The organism is Streptomyces sp. SD31 (assembly GCF_052068475.1).
In the GTDB taxonomy this organism is placed as follows: domain Bacteria; phylum Actinomycetota; class Actinomycetes; order Streptomycetales; family Streptomycetaceae; genus Streptomyces.
This window is the reverse complement of record NZ_JBQHCX010000024.1, coordinates 99,729-116,692: the sequence shown is the minus strand read 5'-3', so window position 1 is coordinate 116,692 and position 16,964 is coordinate 99,729. Positions and strand designations below refer to the sequence as shown.

Genomic DNA, 16,964 nt, shown 5'->3' with positions numbered 1-16,964 from the left:
TCAGACCGCAGGAGTCAAAGGTGGAATCAAAGGGTTGACGACCAACTCTCGGAGACCTCAGATTGAACGTCACTCAAACCGAGGGAGATCAGCATGCCGATGGAACAGCGCGGAGTCGACACCATCCCCGACGAGGAACGCACGAGCGGCCCACGGGACCTCGTCTCGATCCTGCTGGGCTCGAACCTCTGTCTGGGGGTGATCGTCTTCGGCTGGCTGCCCCCGTCGTTCGGCCTGGACTGGTGGGCGTCGGTCGGCTCGATCGTGGTCGGCACCCTCGTCGGCACGGCCCTCACCGCCCCGCTGGCCCTGATCTCCCTGCGCACGGCGACGAACCTGTCCACCTCCTCCGGCGCCCAGTTCGGCGTGCGCGGCCGCCTGGTCGGCTCGGTGGTCGGCCTCCTGCTCGCCCTCGGCTACACGGCCCTGACCGTGTGGATCGGCGGCGATGTGATGGTGGGTGTGCTGGGCCGGCTCATCGGGCTGCCGGCGAGCGGGATGTCGTACGGCGTGGTCTACGGGCTGCTGGCGGCGGCGACCGTCGCGGGCGCGGTGTACGGCTATCGGGTGCTCCTCGCCATGTCCCGCGTCCTCGCGATCGGCATGACGGCGCTGCTGGCCCTCGGCGCGATCGCCTACGCCCCGCACTTCACGACCGACGCGCTGCCCGAGGCGGGCGGCTATCTGCTGGGCGGCTTCTGGCCGACCTGGCTGCTGGCGACGGTGGCGGCGGGACTGTCCGGCCCGATCGCCTTCATCACGCTCCTCGGCGACTACACCCGCTACATCTCCCCGGCACGCCACTCCTCACGCCGGGTCCTGCACGCGACGTGGCTCGGCCTGATCCTGGGCCTGCTCATCCCCCAGCTGTTCGGCACCTTCACGGCGTACGCGGCGCGAGCGGCCCTCGACTACGCGGGTCCCCTGGTCGACGCCTCCCCCACCTGGTACCTGATCCCGCTGCTCCTGGCCGCCACCGCCGGCTCGGTCGGCAACGCGGGCCTAATGCTCTACTCCATGGGCCTCGACCTGGACGCCATCCTGCCGCGCGCCTCGCGCGCCCAGGCCACCTACGCGGTCGCGGTCGTCGCCACGGTCTGCGTCTTCATCGGCCACTACGCCTCGACGGCGCAGGAGGCAATGACGTCGTTCGTCCTGCTGCTCACCGCGATCGGCACCCCGTGGGCGGTCATCACCCTGATCGGCTTCGTGCGGTGCCGTGGCGTGTACGACGCGGAGGCCCTCCAGGTCTTCAACCGCCGGGCGCGGGGCGGGATCTACTGGTACCGGGCCGGCTGGAACATCCAGGCGACGGTGGCGTGGGCGCTGGGCGCGGTGGTCGGTCTGCTCGCGGTGGCGCTGCCGTCGTACGAGGGGCCGCTGGTGAGTCTGACCGGCGGGGTGGACTGCAGCTTCCTGCTGTCGGGGGTGGTGGGCGGTGTGGTGTACCTGCTGTCGGCCCCGGGTTCCGTGAAGGCGGAAGCCGAGGCCGACAACTCGGTGCCGGTCGGCCACACCAGCCCGTCTGGGGGTGCCCCCTCTGGGGGAGTTTGAGGACGAGGCCCGTTCAGGCCGAAGCGGGGGTCTGGGAGCGGCAGCCCCAGACCCCGGCCTCGACGCCGAGCGACGGGTCAGCCCAGCTTGTGCATCCACCCGTGCTGGTCCACGGCAGTGCCCCGCTGGATGTCGAGGAGCGCCTCGCGCAGCTTCAGCGTGACCTCGCCGGGCTCCCCACCGCTCTGCTGCCACTGCGCACCCGTGCGCTTCACGGTGCCGACCGGCGTGATGACCGCGGCCGTACCGCAGGCGAAGACCTCGGTGAGGGTGCCGTTCTCGGAGTCGCGCTGCCACTGGTCGACGGAGACACGGCCCTCCTCGGCCTCGTAGCCGAGGTCACGGGCGACCGTGAGGAGGGAGTCGCGGGTGACTCCCTCCAGGATGGAGCCGGTGAGGGAGGGGGTGATGATCTTGTCGCCGTACACGAAGTACAGGTTCATGCCGCCGAGTTCCTCGACCCACTTGCGCTCGACCGCGTCGAGGTAGCAGACCTGGGCGCAGCCCTCGGCGGCGGCCTCGGCCTGGGCCAGCAGGGAGGCGGCGTAGTTGCCGCCCGTCTTCGCGTCGCCCATGCCGCCCGGCACGGCGCGGACGTGGTCCTCGGAGACCCAGATGGACACCGGCTTGACGCCGCCGGGGAAGTAGGCGCCGGCCGGGGAGGCGATGACGATGAAGAGGTACTCGCTCGCGGGCTTCACACCCAGCCCGACCTCGGTCGCGAACATGAACGGGCGCAGGTAGAGGGACTCCTCGCCACCGTGCGCCGGGACCCAGGCCTGGTCCTGGCTCACCAGCACGTCGCACGCCTCGATGAAGGTCTCCACCGGCAGCTCCGGCATGCCGAGCCGGCGGGCGGAGGCCTGGAAGCGCTTGGCGTTCTTCTCGGGGCGGAAGCTGGCGACGGACCCGTCGGGCTGTCGGTACGCCTTGAGGCCCTCGAAGATCTCCTGCGCGTAGTGCAGGACCATCGTGGCCGGGTCGAGGGAGATCGGCGCGTACGGCACGAGCTGGCCGTCGTGCCAGCCGCGGCCCTCGGTCCACTTGATCGTCACCATGTGGTCGGTGAAGTGGCGGCCGAAGCCGGGGTTGGCCAGGATCGCCTCGCGCTCTGCGGCGGCGAGCGGGCTGGCGGAGGGCTTGAGCTCGATCGTGGGCGTCGTCATGAGTAGATGTCCTTCACCGGTTTTGATTGTGGCGGGCCGCGCTCACGCCAGTACTGTCAGTGGCCAGTGCTAGGACGTCCGAGCATTCCCTCATTCAGCGGCTCCGCGTTCGATTATCGCAAGCGGGAGCCGTGGAAGAAATCGGCGTGATCGGCGTGAATCGCGACCCAGGGGATGATGGTGACACCCGGCGGCGGACATGGGGAAGCCGCCGGGTGCGCAGTGACCCGACGGCTTCGAGAGATTCGAGTGGCTCGGCAGGTCAGCCGGCTACTCGTACGGCCAGCGCGTCGCCGATCTCCGACGTGGAGCGGGCGGGCTTGCCGGTGCGCTCCGCGAGGTCGGTGGAGACGGCCTCGTCGATGCGGGCGGCCTCGGCGTCGTAGCCGAGGTGGCGCAGGAGCAGGGCGACGGACAGGACCGTGGCGGTGGGGTCGGCCTTGCCCTGGCCGGCGATGTCCGGGGCCGAGCCGTGGACGGGCTCGAACATGGACGGGAACTCGCCGCTGGGGTTGATGTTCCCGCTCGCGGCGACGCCGATGCCGCCGGAGACGGCCGCGGCGAGGTCGGTGATGATGTCGCCGAAGAGGTTGTCGGTGACGATCACGTCGAAGCGCTCGGGCTGCGTGACCAGGTAGATGGTCGCCGCGTCCACGTGCATGTACTCGGTGGTGACGTCGGGGAACTCCTCGGCCACCTGGTTGAAGATGTTCGTCCACAGGTGACCGGCGAAGGCCAGCACGTTGTTCTTGTGGATGAGCGCCAGCTTCTTGCGGGGGCGGGCCTGGGCACGGGCGAAGGCGTCGCGGACGACGCGCTCGACACCGAAGGCGGTGTTGACGGAGACCTCGGTGGCGACCTCGTGCGGGGTGCCCTTGCGGATGGTGCCGCCGTTGCCCGTATACGGGCCCTCGGTGCCCTCGCGGACGACGATGAAGTCGATCTCCGGCTGACCGGCGAGCGGGGTGGCGACACCCGGGAGGAGCTTCGACGGACGCAGGTTGACGTGGTGGTCGAACAGGAAGCGCAGCTTGAGCAGGAAACCGCGCTCCAGGACGCCGGACGGGACCGAGGGGTCACCGATCGCGCCGAGCAGGATGGCATCGTGCTTCTTGAGCGCCTCGACATCGGCGTCGGTGAGGGTCTCACCGGTCGCGTGGTAGCGCTTGGCGCCGAAGTCGTACTCCTTGGTCTCCAGCTTCACATCCTGCGGAAGGACGGCGGAGAGGACCTTCAGGCCTTCGGCCACGACCTCCTGGCCGATGCCGTCACCGGGAATCACTGCGAGATTGAGGCTGCGAGACATGTCGGCACCCTACTCCTCGTCCCATGGGATGACACGGCATGTCCGCCATACGGACAGTGTCGAGCGGTCGGGCGTCAGCCCTTCGACTGGCGTTCACCCGTATGTAGAGCTGGCGTTGGCGTTCGCTGGGAACTTCACCGCCATGGACCTTCCCGACTTCGGCATCCCCCCTCAGCTCGCGCGCCGGATGAGCATGGCCGAACAGCACGAGTACCTGCGCACCAAGCTGGTGCGGCGCCGCACGTTGGTGACGGCCTCGGCGGTGGCGGGCGGAACGCTGGCGGGCGGACTGCTGACGGGATGTTCGACATCGGGGACGACCACCGCCTCGAAACCCCCCGCCTCCGCCACCACTAAGGTGCCCGGCTCCGTCGTCGCCCCCTTCGGCCGCCACCTCGCCTTCGGCGCCGACCCCAAGACGCAGATGCGCATCTCCTGGCAGGTGCCGGCCGCGGTGCGGGGGCCGTACGTCCGGATCGGTCTGCGCCCGGACGACCTGGACCGGCGGATCGAGGCGGAGCTGCGCGACCTGAAGACCCCGGAGGTGGCGGGGGTGAGCGCGGCGGTCGAGCAGTACTACCTGCACGCGGCCCTGGACGGGCTGCGGCCGGGCACGACGTACTACTACGGCGTCGGGCACGCCGGCTTCGACCCGGCGTCCCCGGAGCGCAGGCCCACGATCGCCTCCTTCCGCACGGCGCCCGCGTCCCCGCCCGAGCGGTTCGTGTTCACCGCGTTCGGCGACCAGGGCGTCGGCATGCACGCCGCCGACAACGACCGCGCCCTGCTGCGCCAGGACCCCGCCTTCCATCTGCACGCCGGGGACATCTGCTACGCGAACCCGACCGGCAAGGGCAAGGACTCGGACGCGTTCCAGGCGGGCATGTGGGACGTGTTCCTCAAGCAGACCGAGTCGGTGGCGAAGTCGGTGCCATGGATGGTGACCACCGGCAACCACGACATGGAGGCCTGGTACTCGCCCGACGGCTACGGCGGCCAACTCGCCCGCTTCTCCCTCCCGGACAGCGGCTTCGACCCGCGTACGGCGCCGGGGGTGTACTCGTTCACGTACGGCAACGTCGGGGTGGTCGCGCTGGACGCGAACGACGTGTCGTACGAGATCCCCGCCAACTTCGGCTACACGGAAGGGCGCCAGACGAAGTGGCTGGACCGCAGGCTCCGCGAGTTGCGGGCCGATCGCTCGGTCGACTTCATCGTCGTCTACTTCCACCACTGCGCCTACTCGACCTCGACGCACGCCTCCGACGGGGGCATCCGCGCCGAGTGGGTGCCGCTCTTCGCCAAGCACCAGGTCGACCTGGTGATCAACGGGCACAACCACGTGTACGAGCGGACGGACGCGATCCTGAACGGTGAGGTCGGCGCGCCGGTACCGATCGGCGCGACGACGGACCCGACGCGGGACGGGATCGTGTACGTCACGGCGGGCGGCGGCGGCAAGGACCTGTACGGCTTCCCGAAGGGCGTCGAGGAGAGCTACGAGGGCCATGTCACCGAGCGGGAGTCGGTCGACTCCTTCAAGTGGACCAAGTCACGCGACACCAGGACGGAGAGCGTGCAGTGGTCGCGGGTGCGCTACCGGGGCTTCTCCTTCCTCGCGGTGGAGGCGGAGAGCGGCGCGAAGCCTCGGTTGAAGGTGTCGGCGCTGACGCCGAGCGGCGAACGCGTCGACCATTTCGAGGTACGGCGCCGGTAGCGCCCCCAAAGGGCGCGGGGCTGTGCTCGATATGCGGCTCCGCCGCGCGGGCGCGACCCGCCACGACGAAGCCGCAGACGAACGACGGCCTGTCGCGGCACTACCTACGCGGCCTGGTGTCCTGTGGCGCCGCCGTTGTCCCGGCGGTCCAGCGCACGCTGGAGCGCGGCTGCGGCGTTCTTGCGGTCGGACTCGGTCGTACGGGAGAGGTGACGGACTCGACGGCGGGCGGTCGTCTCGGCCATGGGAAATCGACTCCTTCGACAATTCGGGAGTGCAGACAGGGGTTACGAGACGCCGGGTGGGGCGGGGAGCGGTGCCGCAGGGGTTGCCTGCACGGGGCCCGGCTCACGACCGCCATTCGCTTGATCGAGCGAGACGTTCGGCTTCTACAAAACTAAGGGAGGACAGCGCGTCTGTCTCCACAATTACTCGGACTTCCTACTATCTGAGACGGTGGACTGGGTCACACGTCACTGACCTGCGCTTTTATCGCCGGGCCGTCAGAGCACGTCGCCGTCCCGCCAGTCGAAGACCAGCTCGAACGCCGGGTCGAGCGGACCGGCGAGGGCGGGCCGCACGAACGTGCTCCCCTCCTCGTCCGGCAGACGCACCACGCCCTGCGGCCCCAGCGCGCAGACCCGCCCGCCCCACACCTCCCAGCCACGAGCGGCGTACAGCGCGGCCCCTTCGTCACTCGCGGACAGCATCCCGGCGTCGTACGCCCGGTCGATCACCCGCTCCAGCTCCGCCATCACCCGGCCCCCGAGCCCCGTCCGACGCGCGTCGGACCGTACGCCCACCGCCTCGACGTACCCGACCCGCAGCCACCGGTCCCGGTGCCGCACCCGCCGCATGATCACCGAACCGTGCGCCACGAGCCGTCCGGCGTCGTCCTGGACCAGGGCATGCATACCGCCGAGCCCGTGCTCGAAGTCCTCGTCGGAGAAGTCGCCGTCGAAGGCGTCGTCCAACAGGGCGCGGATCGCGCGCAGTTCGGCCGCGGTGAGGTCGGCGGTGTGGGCGGTGCGCGGGGTGACGGCGGATGCGGGCGTGGTCATCCGACCAGTATCGGGGGGATCGCCCACTCGGCTGATCCTGCGCGGGGCGCGGGAGGCCGGGTCCGGCCGAGGGGAACCGGTGAACTCATGAACGACATGTCGAAAGTGTTCCTCGAGGGCGGCCCCGACGACCTGCCCGAACGGATCGTGCCGACTCCGTCCCCCGGCCCGGACGCGAAGATCAGGCTGCGCGGTGGGTACGAGCACTTCAGGCCGACTCCACGGCACGCGGACACACCGGAGGGCAGGCTGCCGGTGTACGAGTGGTGGGAGCGTACGGAGATCGCCGAGTAGCCCGTCCCCCCACAGCCCGAGAAGGCCGGGTCCGTTCGGGACCCGGCCTTCCCAGATGTGTGGGGGTGTCAGCCCATGTGCGGGTACGTGTAGTCGGTCGGCGCGACCAGCGTCTCCTTGATGGCGCGGGTCAGCGTCCAGCGCATCAGGTTCTGCGGGGCGCCGGCCTTGTCGTTGGTGCCGGAGGCGCGGCCGCCGCCGAAGGGCTGCTGGCCGACGACGGCGCCGGTCGACTTGTCGTTGATGTAGAAGTTGCCGGCCGCGTAGCGCAGCTTCTCCATCGTGTACGCGGCCGCCGCACGGTCACCGGAGATGACCGAGCCGGTCAGCGCGTAGGCGGACACCGACTCCATCTGCTCCAGCATCTCGTCGTACTTGTCGTCCTCGTAGACGTGCACGGCGAGGAACGGGCCGAAGTACTCGGTCGTGAAGACCTCGTTCTCCGGGTCGGTGCACTCGACGACGGTCGGGCGGACGAAGTAGCCGACCGAGTCGTCGTAGGAACCGCCCGCGACGATCGTGCAGGTCGGGTCGGACTTCGCGCGGTCGATGGCGGCCTTGTTCTTGGCGAAGGCACGCTCGTCGATGACGGCGCCGATGAAGTTGGACAGGTCGGTGACGTCACCCATGGTGAGGTAGTCGACCTCGGCGGCGAACTCCTCCTTGAAGCCGGAGTTCCAGATCGACGCCGGGATGTACGCCCGGGAGGTCGCCGAGCACTTCTGGCCCTGGTACTCGAAGGCACCGCGGGTCAGGGCGGTCTTCAGTACCGCGCGGTCCGCGCTCGGGTGGGCGACGACGAAGTCCTTGCCGCCGGTCTCGCCGACGATGCGCGGGTAGGAGCGGTACTTCTCGATGTTGTTGCCGACCGTCTTCCACAGGTACTGGAAGGTCTTGGTCGAGCCGGTGAAGTGGATGCCCGCGAGGTCACGGTGCTCAAGAGCCACCTTGGAGACCTCGATGCCGTCGCCGGTGACGAGGTTGATGACGCCCTTGGGCAGACCGGCCTCCTCCAGGAGCTGCATGAGCAGCACGGCGGCGTGGGTCTGGGTCGGGGACGGCTTCCAGACGACGACGTTGCCCATGAGGGCCGGGGCCGTCGGCAGGTTGCCCGCGATCGCCGTGAAGTTGAACGGCGTGATCGCGTAGACGAAGCCCTCCAGCGGGCGGTGGTCGAGGCGGTTCCACACGCCCGGGGAGTTCGCCGGGGGCTGCTCGGCGAGCAGGTCACGGGCGTACTTGACGTTGAAGCGCCAGAAGTCGATCAGCTCGCAGGGCGTGTCGATCTCGGCCTGCTGGGCGGTCTTCGACTGACCGAGCATCGTGGAGGCGGCCAGCGTCTCGCGCCACGGGCCGGAGAGCAGTTCGGCGGCGCGCAGGATGATCGCGGCGCGGTCGTCGAAGGACATCGCACGCCAGGCCGGCGCGGCGGCGAGGGCCGCGTCGATGGCGTCCTGGGCGTCCTGCTGGGTGGCGTTGCCGTAGGTGCCGAGGCGGGCCTTGTGGTTGTGCGGCTGCACGACGTCGAACCGCTCACCGCCGCCCAGCCGCTTCTCGCCGCCGATGGTGCAGGGCAGGTCGATCGGGTTCTCGGCCAGCTCCTTGAGCTTGACCTCCAGCCGGGCGCGTTCGGGCGAGCCGGGGGCGTAGCCGTGCACCGGCTCGTTGACGGGGGTGGGGACCTGGGTCACAGCGTCCATGGGTTCCGTAACTCCTTACTGAGCGGTGTGTTGCGAGCCGTTGTGTGGGGCTCAGCCCTTGCTGACCATCGAGCGGACGAAGAAGCGCAGGTTGGCCGGCTTCTCCGCAAGTCGGCGCATACTGTGCCTTCCCGGGGGACAACCCCCGGACCCCCGGCAGAAAAACCTCTGTGCGTGCGTCATTCCTCAACCTCGGGTGAGCATGCTGCGGACGAAGAAGCGCAGGTTGGCCGGCTTCTCCGCCAGTCGGCGCATGAAGTAGCCGTACCAGTCGGTGCCGTAGGCGGTGTAGACGCGCATGCGGTGGCCCTCGGCGGCCAGCCGCAGGTGCTCGTCGCTGCGGATGCCGTACAGCATCTGGAACTCGTACTCGTCGAGCTTTCGCCCGGCGCGCCGCGCGAGTTCCTGGGCGACGGAGATCAGGCGCGGGTCGTGGGACCCGATCATCGGGTACCCGGCGCCCTCCATCAGAACCTTGAGGACCCGGACGTACGCCTTGTCGATCTCGTGTTTCTGCTGGTAGGCGACCTCGGCGGGCTCCTTGTACGCGCCCTTGACGAGCCGTACGCGGCTGCCGTTCGCGGCGAGGCGGCGGGCGTCGGCCTCGGTGCGGAACAGGTAGGCCTGGATGACGCAGCCGGTCCCCGGGAAGTCCCTGCGCAGTTCCTCGTGGATGGCGAACATCGAGTCGAGGGTGGTGTGGTCCTCCGCGTCGAGCGTGACGGTCGTACCGATCGCGGCGGCCGCCTCGACGACCGGGCGGACATTGGCGAGCGCCAGCTCGTGGCCGCCCTCCAGTGCTTGCCCGAACATGGACAGCTTGACGGACACCTCGACGCGCTCGCCGAGCTCCAGGTCCTTGATCCGGTCGATGAGCAGCAGATAGGCGTCCCGGGCGGCGGCGGCCTGTTCGGGACGGGTGATGTCCTCGCCGACGACGTCCATCGTCAGCTCCAGGCCCTTGCCGGTGAGCTCCTGGATGATCGGCACGACCTCGTCGACGGTCTCACCGGGGATGAACCGGTCGACGACCTGCTTCGTCCCCGGAGCCGCCGAGATCAGGCGTCGCATCCGGTCGCTGCGCGACGCGGCGAGAATCACGGGACCCAGCACGGGGCACCTCCACAAACACAGCCGAATGACGGCCGACACCCCGATAAGTGATGTTCCGGGTACGGCACGGAGAACCACCGTGAAACCTAAGGATCCCTCCGAACGGCGGCCATCGACAGCTGTCACGCATCCGTGCCACAGATCTCAGACAGATGTATGAAGGCCTCGCGGAAATGCGGGAGAATGCCCGGGTGACGCCGGAATCCAAGGACCGCAAGGACGACTACCAGGAGCTGGTCGACGAGCTCTCGGAGCTACTGGGCGCGCCCGCGACCCTGGAGAACCGGGACTTCGAGCTGATCGCCTTCGGCGCGTACGACAGCGAAGGCGAACTCGACGCGTCCGCCCTGGACCCGGTCCGCACCCGCTCGATCCTGACGCGCCGTTCCACTGCGGCGGTGCGGACCTGGTTCGAGGGCTTCGGCATCACGCGGGCGACCGGCCCGGTCCGCATCCCGCCGACACCGGAGGCCGGGGTGTACCGCGGACGTATCTGCCTCCCGGTACGCCACAGGAGTGTGGTGCTGGGCTACGTCTGGCTCCTCGACGACGATCCGGGGCCGACCGAGCACCAGCTCTCGGGGGCGATGGAGGTGACCGCCCGGATCGGGGCGCTGCTCGCGGACGAGGCGCAGCACGGGGCGGATCTGAGCCGGGAGCTGCGGGCGGCGCTGACCGCGGAGCGGGGGTGGCAGGGCGACATGGCGGTCGCCGAGCTGCGCACGGCCCTCGGCGCACGCGCGGACGGCGTCCATACGGTGGTCTGCGTGGCCCCCTGGCCCTCGGCCGACCCCGACGACGCCCCGTCCGTGCGTACGGTGCCGCACGCGACGGCGCTGTGCACGGTGCCGTGGGGGGCGGCCGGACAGAGCCTGGCGGTGCTGGTGCGGCTGCGCTCATCCGAGGTGCGCACGGCGGCGCTGGCGGCGGCGTCCCGGCTGCTGAAGGAGGGCCCGGCCCAGGCGCCCTCGCGGTCGTCCACGCCTGGCCGGGCGCGGGTGGCGGCCGGCCTCGGCGAACCGCGCTCCGGCCTCGCCGATCTGGGCGCCGTCTGGCAGGAGGCATCGGCCGCGACCCGCGCGGCCCTGGCGGAACCGCGGTTCGGACCGGTGGCCGAGTGGTCGCGCATCGGGCCGTACCGCCTGCTGACCTCCCTCTCCTCGGAGACCCTCCACGATCCCGCGCTCGCCCCGCTCCTCTCCCCCACCCACCACGAACTGGCCCGCACCGCCGAGGTCTATCTGGACTGCGCGGGCCAGGCCGGCCGCACGGCCGCCGAGCTCGGCATCCACCGCCAGACCCTGTACTACCGCCTCTCCCGCGTCGAACAGCTCACGGGCCTGGACCTGGACGACGGGGAGGACCGGCTGTTGCTGCACATGGGATTGAAGGGCGCGCGGCTCTGACCGGCCAGGTGTGATCGGGCTCTGACCAGGCAAGCCCAGCCTTATGAAAACGATTGTCATCATGCTACGGTTCGTGGCGCGTTCAACCTTTGACCACGCCTTTACGGAGTGTCCCGTGCGCCTCCCCGTTCGTCCCCTCTCCCTCACCGCGGCCGTCGCGGCCTCCGCCCTGCTCACCGGCTGTTTCTCGTCGGCGGGGTCCGATGAGGCGGCCGCCGAGGGCAACCGCATCCGGGTCGCGCACATGCTGCCGCCCCGCTCGGGCCTGTCCCCGCTGAGCGACGACGCGTTCAAGCTGTCCCGCTGGTCGACCGCCGAGACCCTGGTGAAGCTCGACAAGGAAGGCGACGCCCAGCCCGCGCTCGCCACCAAGTGGCAGCAGTCCGGCCGCACCTGGAGCTTCGACATACGCGACGGCGTCACCTTCCACGACGGCACCAAGCTCGACGCGGACGCCGTCGTGCGGTCGCTCACCAAGGCCGCCACCGCCTCCCCCAAGCCCCGCATCCTCGACGGCGTGGAGCTGACCGTGAAGGCCGAGGACGCCGACACGGTCACGGTCACCACCGGCACCGAGGATCCCCTCGTCCCGCAGCGGCTGAGCTCTCCCCAGCTGTCGATCCTGGCCGCCAAGGCCTACCAGGGGAAGGTGGTGAACCCCGTCGGCGCCGGCACCGGCCCCTTCGAACTCGTCAAGGTCAACGGCACCTCCTCCGCCACCCTCGACCGCTACGACGCGTACTGGGGCGGCAAGGCCAAGGCCTCGGGAATCGACGCCACGTTCGTGCCGGACGGCACGGCCCGCGCCGCCGCCCTGCGCACCGGCGAGGCCGACATCGTCGAGGCGATTCCGGTCTCCCAGGCCGCCGTGCTCGACCAGGACCTGATCACCGAGGTCCCGATGCCGCGCACCAACACGCTCTACCTGAACACCGAGAACGGCGTCTTCAAGGACGCCTCGCTGCGCGCCGCCGCCCGGGAGGCGATCGACGCCAAGTCGATCGTCGAGGGCGTGTACGAGGGGCGGGCGGATGTCGCCAAGGGGCTGCTCGGGCCCGCGCTCCCGTGGGCGGCCGACCTGCGCACACCCGTCAAGCACACGAAGGCCGGCAAGCCGAACGGCACGACGATCACCATCGGCACCTTCACCGACCGGGCCGAACTGCCCGAGGTCGCCGCCACGCTGCAGCAGCAGTTGCAGAAGGCCGGGTTCAAGGTGAAGCTCGACGTCCGCGAGTACGCGAACATCGAATCCGACGCCCTGGCGGGCAAGTTCGACGCGTTCATCCTCTCCCGCGCCACCGTCCTCGACTCCGGCGATCCGGTCGCCTACCTGTACAGCGACTTCGCCTCCGACGGCTCCTTCAACCTCTCCCAGCTCGCCGACTCCTCCGTGGACGCCGAGCTGAAGAAGGCCGGCGAGACGAAGACGGGCGACGCCCGCCGCAAGGCGATCATCGCGGCCGAGGCCGCCGTGCTCGCCGAGGACGCAGCCGTCCCCATGCTCCACGAGCGGGTGATCCAGGGCGACGCCGCCGGTGTCGTGGACGCCGCGCACGACCCGCGCGAGCGTGAGCTCGTCACGATCGACACGTACGTCAAGTGAAGGGCCGGGCGAGGAAGGCGGTCGGTACGGCCGGGCTGACCCGCTTCGTCTGTCTCGTCGCCGTCCTGGCCACCGTCGGCCTGTTGCCCTGGCTCTCGCAGAGGGACCCGGCGCTGACCGTGCTGCGCGCCCGGTCGGCCGAGCAGGAGGCGACCGAGGAGGCCCTGTCCGCGATCCGCGAGGACCTCGGCCTGGACGCCGGTCCCCTTTCCCTGCTGGGGAGTTGGGCCTCGGACCTGCTGCACGGCGACTTCGGCACCTCCTGGGTGTCCGGAACCGACGTCCTGCCGTCCGTCGTCGCCGGCCTCCAGGTGTCGCTGGGCCTGATGGGCGCCGCGCTCGGCGTCGCGGTCCTGCTGGCCGCCGTGCTGGTGGCCCCGGTGCTGGTGCGGGGGCGCGGATCGGCCGGTGCCTTCGCCGCCATGCTCGCCGCGATCCCCGAGTTCCTGCTGGCCACGGTCGCGCTGCTGGTGTGCGGGGTGTGGCTGGGCTGGCTGCCGACGGCAGGCTGGGCGGGCCCCGAGTACCTGGTGCTGCCCGCGCTCGCCCTCGGTGTCCCGGCGGGCGGTCTGCTCGGCCGGCTGGTCGCGGACGCGCTGCCCGCCGTGCTCGACGAGCGGTGGGTGGAGCTGTGGCGGGGTGCGGGGGTGAGCCGTACGACGATCTCGGCGGCCGCCCTCAAGCGCGTACTGCCGCCCCTGGTACCGCAGTTCGGGATGGTCGCCGTCGGCCTGACCGGAGGCGCGGTCGCGGTGGAGATGGTGTTCGCGGTGCCCGGCATCGGCCGTACGGCGCTCGGCGCGGCCAAGTCGCAGGACCTGCCGCTGCTCCAGGGCTCCGTCCTGGCGCTGCTGCTGCTCGGCCTGGTCGCGGGCGCGGTGGCGGTGGCGGTACGGCGTCGGCTGCTGGGCCCCGCTCTGCGTGACGCCGGGCTGACGCTGCCGCCGGCACGTCCGGTCCGTACGCACCCGGCGATCCCGCTGACGTTGTTCACCGTCCTCGCCGTGACCATAGGCTGGGGCCTGCTGCGCGACCCGTACACCGTGCAGACCACCGCCCGGCTGGCCGCGCCCTCCTGGGCGCACCCGCTCGGCACCGACGCCCTCGGCCGCGACGTCCTCGCCCGGCTCGGCCACGGCGCCGCCTCGACGGTCGGCACGGCCGCCGCCATCTGTGTGCTGAGCCTGCTCGTCGCCCTCGCCCTGGGCTTCCTGCCCGGCATCGCGGCGGGCGCGGCCGACATCGCCAACGCCCTGCCCCCGGTGATCGTCGGCATCCTGGTCGCCGCGGCGGCCGGCCCCGGCACCCGCGGTGCGGCCCTCGCGGTCGCCCTGATCTCGTGGCCGGCGCTGTCCGCACACGCGGCGGCCCTGGTGCAGGAGGTCCGGGCGTCGGCGTTCCTCACCGCCCAGCGAGCCATGGGCGCGACCCCGTGGTGGATCCTCACCCGGCACGTCCTGCCGTCCGTCGCCGCGCCCGTCGCCCGCCACGCCCTGCTGCGCCTGCCCGGTATCGCCCTCGCCCTGGCCTCCCTCGGCTTCCTGGGCCTGGGCGCCCAGCCGCCCACCCCCGAGTGGGGCCTGCTGCTCGACGAGTCCCGCGCCTACGTCGAACGCGCCCCCTGGGCGGCCCTCGCCCCGGCCGTCGCGCTGGCCCTGCTGGCGGGGCTGGCGGTGTCGGGGGCGGCGGCCGTACAGGGCCGCAGGTCAAGGCGAGCCACTCCGGCCGAGCAGAGGAAGGAAGCCCCCGTTGCCGTCTGACGCACTGCTGTCGGTACACGACCTGCGCATCGCCTTCGACGGAGTCGAGGCCGTACGCGGTCTGACCTTCGATGTCCGTCCGCGCGAAGTCCTCGCCCTGGTGGGGGAATCGGGCGCCGGCAAGTCCCTCACCGCCCGGGCGCTGCTCGGCATGCTGCCCCGCGGCGCGACGACGAGCGGGACGATCGAGCCGGACCTCGCGGCCCACCGCGGCCGCCGCATCTCCCTCGTCCCGCAGGACGCCCTGTCCGCCCTGTCCCCCGTGCACCCGGTCGGCGACCAACTCGCCGCCGCCGTACGGTCGGTGGCTCGCGTCTCCCGCAAGGAGGCCCGGGCCCGGGCGGTCGCCGCGCTCGACCGGGTCGGCATCCCGGACGCCGCCCGCAAGGCACGGGCGTATCCGCACGAGTACTCCGGCGGTATGCGGCAGCGCGCGGTCATCGCGATGGCGACGATCAACGAACCCGACATCGTCGTCGCCGACGAGCCCACCACCGCCCTGGACGAGGAGCACCGCGACCAGGTGCTGCGGGTGCTCGCCGAGCAGCGGGAGGCGGTGGGGGCCGCGCTCGTGCTCGTCACCCACGACATGGACGTCGTACGGGACCGCGCGGACCGCGTGCTGGTGATGTACGCCGGCCGCCTCACCGAACTGGGCCCGGCGGGCAAGGTGCTGGACCGCCCCCGCGCCCCGTACACGGCGGGCCTGCTGGCCTCCCTCCCCCAGCACGCGCCCCCGGGCCGCCGCCTGCCCGCCCTGCGCGGCACCCCGCCCGCCCCGGGCGCACTCCCACCGGGCTGCGCCTTCGCCCCGCGCTGCCCACTCGCGGCGGACGCCTGCCGTGCGCGGGAACCGGAGCCGCAGGAGGTGGAAGGACGCCTGGTGGCCTGCCACCACTGGGCGGAACTCCCCCACCCGGCAACGGAGTTGTTCCAAGGACAGGAAGAGGAGCGGCAGCCCGCATGAGTGACGCCCTGCTCGACGTCCGCCACCTCATGGTCCGCTACGGCGACGCCACCGCGGTCGACGATGTCTCGTTCACCCTGGCCGCCGGTGAGACCCTCGCCCTGAACGGCCCCTCCGGCTGCGGCAAGTCCTCCACGGCCCTCGCGGTCCTCCAGCTGCGCCGCCCGGCCGCCGGTGAGGTGGTCTTCGAGGGACGGGAGTTGACGACCCTCACCGAACGCGAGCTGCGCCCGCTGCGCCCGCGCATGCAGCCTGTCTTCCAGGACCCGTTCGGCTCCCTGAGCCCCCGCCACCGCATCCGCGACGCGGTGGCCGAACCGCTGAAGGTGCAGGGCCGCTGGAGCGCCGCCGACGGCCCGGCCCGTGTCGCCGAACTCCTCGACCGGGTGGGCCTCGCCCCGTCGTACGGCGACCGCCACCCGCACGAGCTCTCCGGCGGACAGTGCCAACGCGCCGGAATCGCCCGCGCGTTGGCCTCCGAGCCACGCCTGCTGGTCCTGGACGAGCCGGTGTCGGCCCTCGATCCCTCCGTGCGGGCCGGCGTGCTGAACCTGCTCGCCGACCTCCAGGACGACCTCGGCCTCGGCTACCTGTTCATCTGCCACGACCGGGCGGTCGTACGGCACTTCGCGGACCGGGCGATCGAGATGCGTGACGGGCGCGTCATTTCCGCGTAGCGGCCTCGATCACCTGGCGCAGGCCCTCGGTGAGCTGCTCCGCGCTGGGCGCGGTCTTGGGGTCGAAGGTCCACTGGAGGATGAGTCCGGTCATCAGGGTCAGATAGAACTTGCCGAGGGTGTCCACGGTCTCGTCCCGGACATCCTCCTCACGCCCGCCCATGAGCAGCGGGATGATGCCGCGCCCGGCCTCCAGCTGGGCATGGGAGAGATGGTCGCGCACCTGGGGCAACTGATCGCCCATGGCGGTGATCTCCACACTGAGGCGCCACACCGAGCCGGGCTCCCGCATGGTGCCGATGATGTTCGACCACACCTCCTGGAACCGCTCGATCGAGCCCGGCTCGGCGGTGATCCCGGCGGTCCCGTCGCCCTCGAAGGCGTCGCCCAGCCCTTCGACCAGCGACACGTACGCCTGCGCCAGCAACGCGTCCTTCGACCCGTAGTGGTAGCCGATCGACGCCAGGTTGGTCCCGGACTCCTTGACGATGTCGCGCGCGGTCGTCCGCACGAACCCCTTCGCCAGCAGGCAGCGCTTGGCGCCTTCGAGCAGATCCTCACGGTGTCCCATGCCGACCACCCTACCTTCGATCCATACAGCCGTCATATACAACCGTCCTAGACAAGTGTTTAAGAC

15 protein-coding genes are annotated in these 16,964 nt (G+C 71.0%); 8 read left to right on the top strand and 7 right to left on the bottom strand.

Annotation, left to right across the window (positions count from 1 at the left end):
* Nucleotides 1-93: 93 nt before the first annotated feature.
* On the top strand, nt 94-1,554 hold the full coding sequence (locus ACTMVF_RS39040) for a cytosine permease (protein WP_441275834.1): 1,461 nt from the start codon (nt 94-96) through the stop codon (nt 1,552-1,554).
* Nucleotides 1,555-1,631: 77 nt separating this feature from the next.
* Here the strand turns inward: ACTMVF_RS39040 and ACTMVF_RS39035 are convergent, their stop codons facing one another.
* Complete coding sequence (locus ACTMVF_RS39035) at nt 1,632-2,720, bottom strand: branched-chain amino acid aminotransferase (protein ID WP_441275833.1); 1,089 nt, start codon at nt 2,718-2,720, stop codon at nt 1,632-1,634.
* A gap of 262 nt (nt 2,721-2,982) precedes the next feature.
* On the bottom strand, nt 2,983-4,026 hold the full coding sequence (locus tag ACTMVF_RS39030) for a 3-isopropylmalate dehydrogenase (protein ID WP_441275832.1): 1,044 nt from the start codon (nt 4,024-4,026) through the stop codon (nt 2,983-2,985).
* A 142-nt stretch (nt 4,027-4,168) separates the two neighbouring features.
* On the opposite strand from ACTMVF_RS39030, the gene ACTMVF_RS39025 reads away from it, so the two are divergent.
* Entirely contained in the window at nt 4,169-5,743 is a 1,575-nt protein-coding gene (locus tag ACTMVF_RS39025; protein ID WP_441275831.1) for a purple acid phosphatase family protein, read from the top strand.
* 104 nt (nt 5,744-5,847) lie between these two features.
* Here the strand turns inward: ACTMVF_RS39025 and ACTMVF_RS39020 are convergent, their stop codons facing one another.
* A complete protein-coding gene (locus ACTMVF_RS39020; RefSeq protein WP_383827991.1) occupies nt 5,848-5,988 on the bottom strand; it encodes a hypothetical protein in 141 nt (46 codons plus the stop codon).
* Nucleotides 5,989-6,246: 258 nt separating this feature from the next.
* On the bottom strand, nt 6,247-6,804 hold the full coding sequence (locus ACTMVF_RS39015; protein WP_441275830.1) for a GNAT family N-acetyltransferase: 558 nt from the start codon (nt 6,802-6,804) through the stop codon (nt 6,247-6,249).
* Nucleotides 6,805-6,891: 87 nt separating this feature from the next.
* Between ACTMVF_RS39015 and ACTMVF_RS39010 the strand changes: the two genes are divergently transcribed.
* On the top strand, nt 6,892-7,098 hold the full coding sequence (locus ACTMVF_RS39010; protein ID WP_441275829.1) for a DUF5988 family protein: 207 nt from the start codon (nt 6,892-6,894) through the stop codon (nt 7,096-7,098).
* A gap of 68 nt (nt 7,099-7,166) precedes the next feature.
* On the opposite strand, the gene pruA is transcribed toward ACTMVF_RS39010, so the two are convergent.
* Together pruA and ACTMVF_RS39000 are read right to left on the bottom strand one after the other, a co-directional pair.
* Nucleotides 7,167-8,798, bottom strand: a complete 1,632-nt coding sequence (gene pruA, locus ACTMVF_RS39005) for an L-glutamate gamma-semialdehyde dehydrogenase (RefSeq protein ID WP_441275828.1) — start codon at nt 8,796-8,798, stop codon at nt 7,167-7,169.
* A 186-nt stretch (nt 8,799-8,984) separates the two neighbouring features.
* The gene (locus tag ACTMVF_RS39000; protein WP_441275827.1) at nt 8,985-9,911 is read right to left on the bottom strand and encodes a proline dehydrogenase family protein; all 927 of its coding nucleotides are present in this window, start codon (nt 9,909-9,911) and stop codon (nt 8,985-8,987) included.
* Between the two features lie 173 nt (nt 9,912-10,084).
* Between ACTMVF_RS39000 and ACTMVF_RS38995 the strand changes: the two genes are divergently transcribed.
* The 5 genes from ACTMVF_RS38995 to ACTMVF_RS38975 all read left to right on the top strand — a co-directional run bounded on the left by ACTMVF_RS38995 (nt 10,085) and on the right by ACTMVF_RS38975 (nt 16,327).
* The gene (locus ACTMVF_RS38995) at nt 10,085-11,317 is read left to right on the top strand and encodes a PucR family transcriptional regulator (protein WP_441275826.1); all 1,233 of its coding nucleotides are present in this window, start codon (nt 10,085-10,087) and stop codon (nt 11,315-11,317) included.
* Nucleotides 11,318-11,432: 115 nt separating this feature from the next.
* Nucleotides 11,433-12,923 carry an ABC transporter substrate-binding protein gene (locus tag ACTMVF_RS38990; protein WP_441275825.1) on the top strand — a complete coding sequence of 497 codons (1,491 nt, stop codon included), beginning with the start codon at nt 11,433-11,435 and terminating at the stop codon, nt 12,921-12,923.
* Nucleotides 12,920-14,683 carry an ABC transporter permease subunit gene (locus tag ACTMVF_RS38985; RefSeq protein WP_441275824.1) on the top strand — a complete coding sequence of 588 codons (1,764 nt, stop codon included), beginning with the start codon at nt 12,920-12,922 and terminating at the stop codon, nt 14,681-14,683. Before ACTMVF_RS38990 ends, ACTMVF_RS38985 begins: the two co-directional genes overlap by 4 nt.
* Nucleotides 14,673-15,650 (top strand): ABC transporter ATP-binding protein, encoded by a 978-nt coding sequence (locus ACTMVF_RS38980; RefSeq protein ID WP_441275823.1) that lies wholly within the window; start codon nt 14,673-14,675, stop codon nt 15,648-15,650. Before ACTMVF_RS38985 ends, ACTMVF_RS38980 begins: the two co-directional genes overlap by 11 nt.
* Nucleotides 15,647-16,327, top strand: coding sequence for an ATP-binding cassette domain-containing protein (locus tag ACTMVF_RS38975; protein WP_441275822.1), 681 nt, complete (start codon nt 15,647-15,649; stop codon nt 16,325-16,327). Before ACTMVF_RS38980 ends, ACTMVF_RS38975 begins: the two co-directional genes overlap by 4 nt.
* Here the strand turns inward: ACTMVF_RS38975 and ACTMVF_RS38970 are convergent.
* The gene (locus ACTMVF_RS38970; RefSeq protein WP_441275821.1) at nt 16,314-16,898 is read right to left on the bottom strand and encodes a TetR/AcrR family transcriptional regulator; all 585 of its coding nucleotides are present in this window, start codon (nt 16,896-16,898) and stop codon (nt 16,314-16,316) included. The genes ACTMVF_RS38975 and ACTMVF_RS38970 overlap by 14 nt on opposite strands.
* Nucleotides 16,899-16,964: the final 66 nt, after the last annotated feature.

Bases quoted from the DNA above. Each gene is read 5' to 3' on its own strand.
- ACTMVF_RS39040 (WP_441275834.1), top strand. From the start codon at position 94: ATGCCGATGGAACAGCGCGGAGTCGACACCATCCCCGACGAGGAACGC.
- ACTMVF_RS39035 (WP_441275833.1), bottom strand. From the start codon at position 2,720: ATGACGACGCCCACGATCGAGCTCAAGCCCTCCGCCAGCCCGCTCGCC.
- ACTMVF_RS39030 (WP_441275832.1), bottom strand. From the start codon at position 4,026: ATGTCTCGCAGCCTCAATCTCGCAGTGATTCCCGGTGACGGCATCGGC.
- ACTMVF_RS39025 (WP_441275831.1), top strand. From the start codon at position 4,169: ATGGACCTTCCCGACTTCGGCATCCCCCCTCAGCTCGCGCGCCGGATG.
- ACTMVF_RS39020 (WP_383827991.1), bottom strand. From the start codon at position 5,988: ATGGCCGAGACGACCGCCCGCCGTCGAGTCCGTCACCTCTCCCGTACG.
- ACTMVF_RS39015 (WP_441275830.1), bottom strand. From the start codon at position 6,804: ATGACCACGCCCGCATCCGCCGTCACCCCGCGCACCGCCCACACCGCC.
- ACTMVF_RS39010 (WP_441275829.1), top strand. From the start codon at position 6,892: ATGAACGACATGTCGAAAGTGTTCCTCGAGGGCGGCCCCGACGACCTG.
- pruA (WP_441275828.1), bottom strand. From the start codon at position 8,798: ATGGACGCTGTGACCCAGGTCCCCACCCCCGTCAACGAGCCGGTGCAC.
- ACTMVF_RS38995 (WP_441275826.1), top strand. From the start codon at position 10,085: ATGCGGGAGAATGCCCGGGTGACGCCGGAATCCAAGGACCGCAAGGAC.
- ACTMVF_RS38975 (WP_441275822.1), top strand. From the start codon at position 15,647: ATGAGTGACGCCCTGCTCGACGTCCGCCACCTCATGGTCCGCTACGGC.
- ACTMVF_RS38970 (WP_441275821.1), bottom strand. From the start codon at position 16,898: ATGGGACACCGTGAGGATCTGCTCGAAGGCGCCAAGCGCTGCCTGCTG.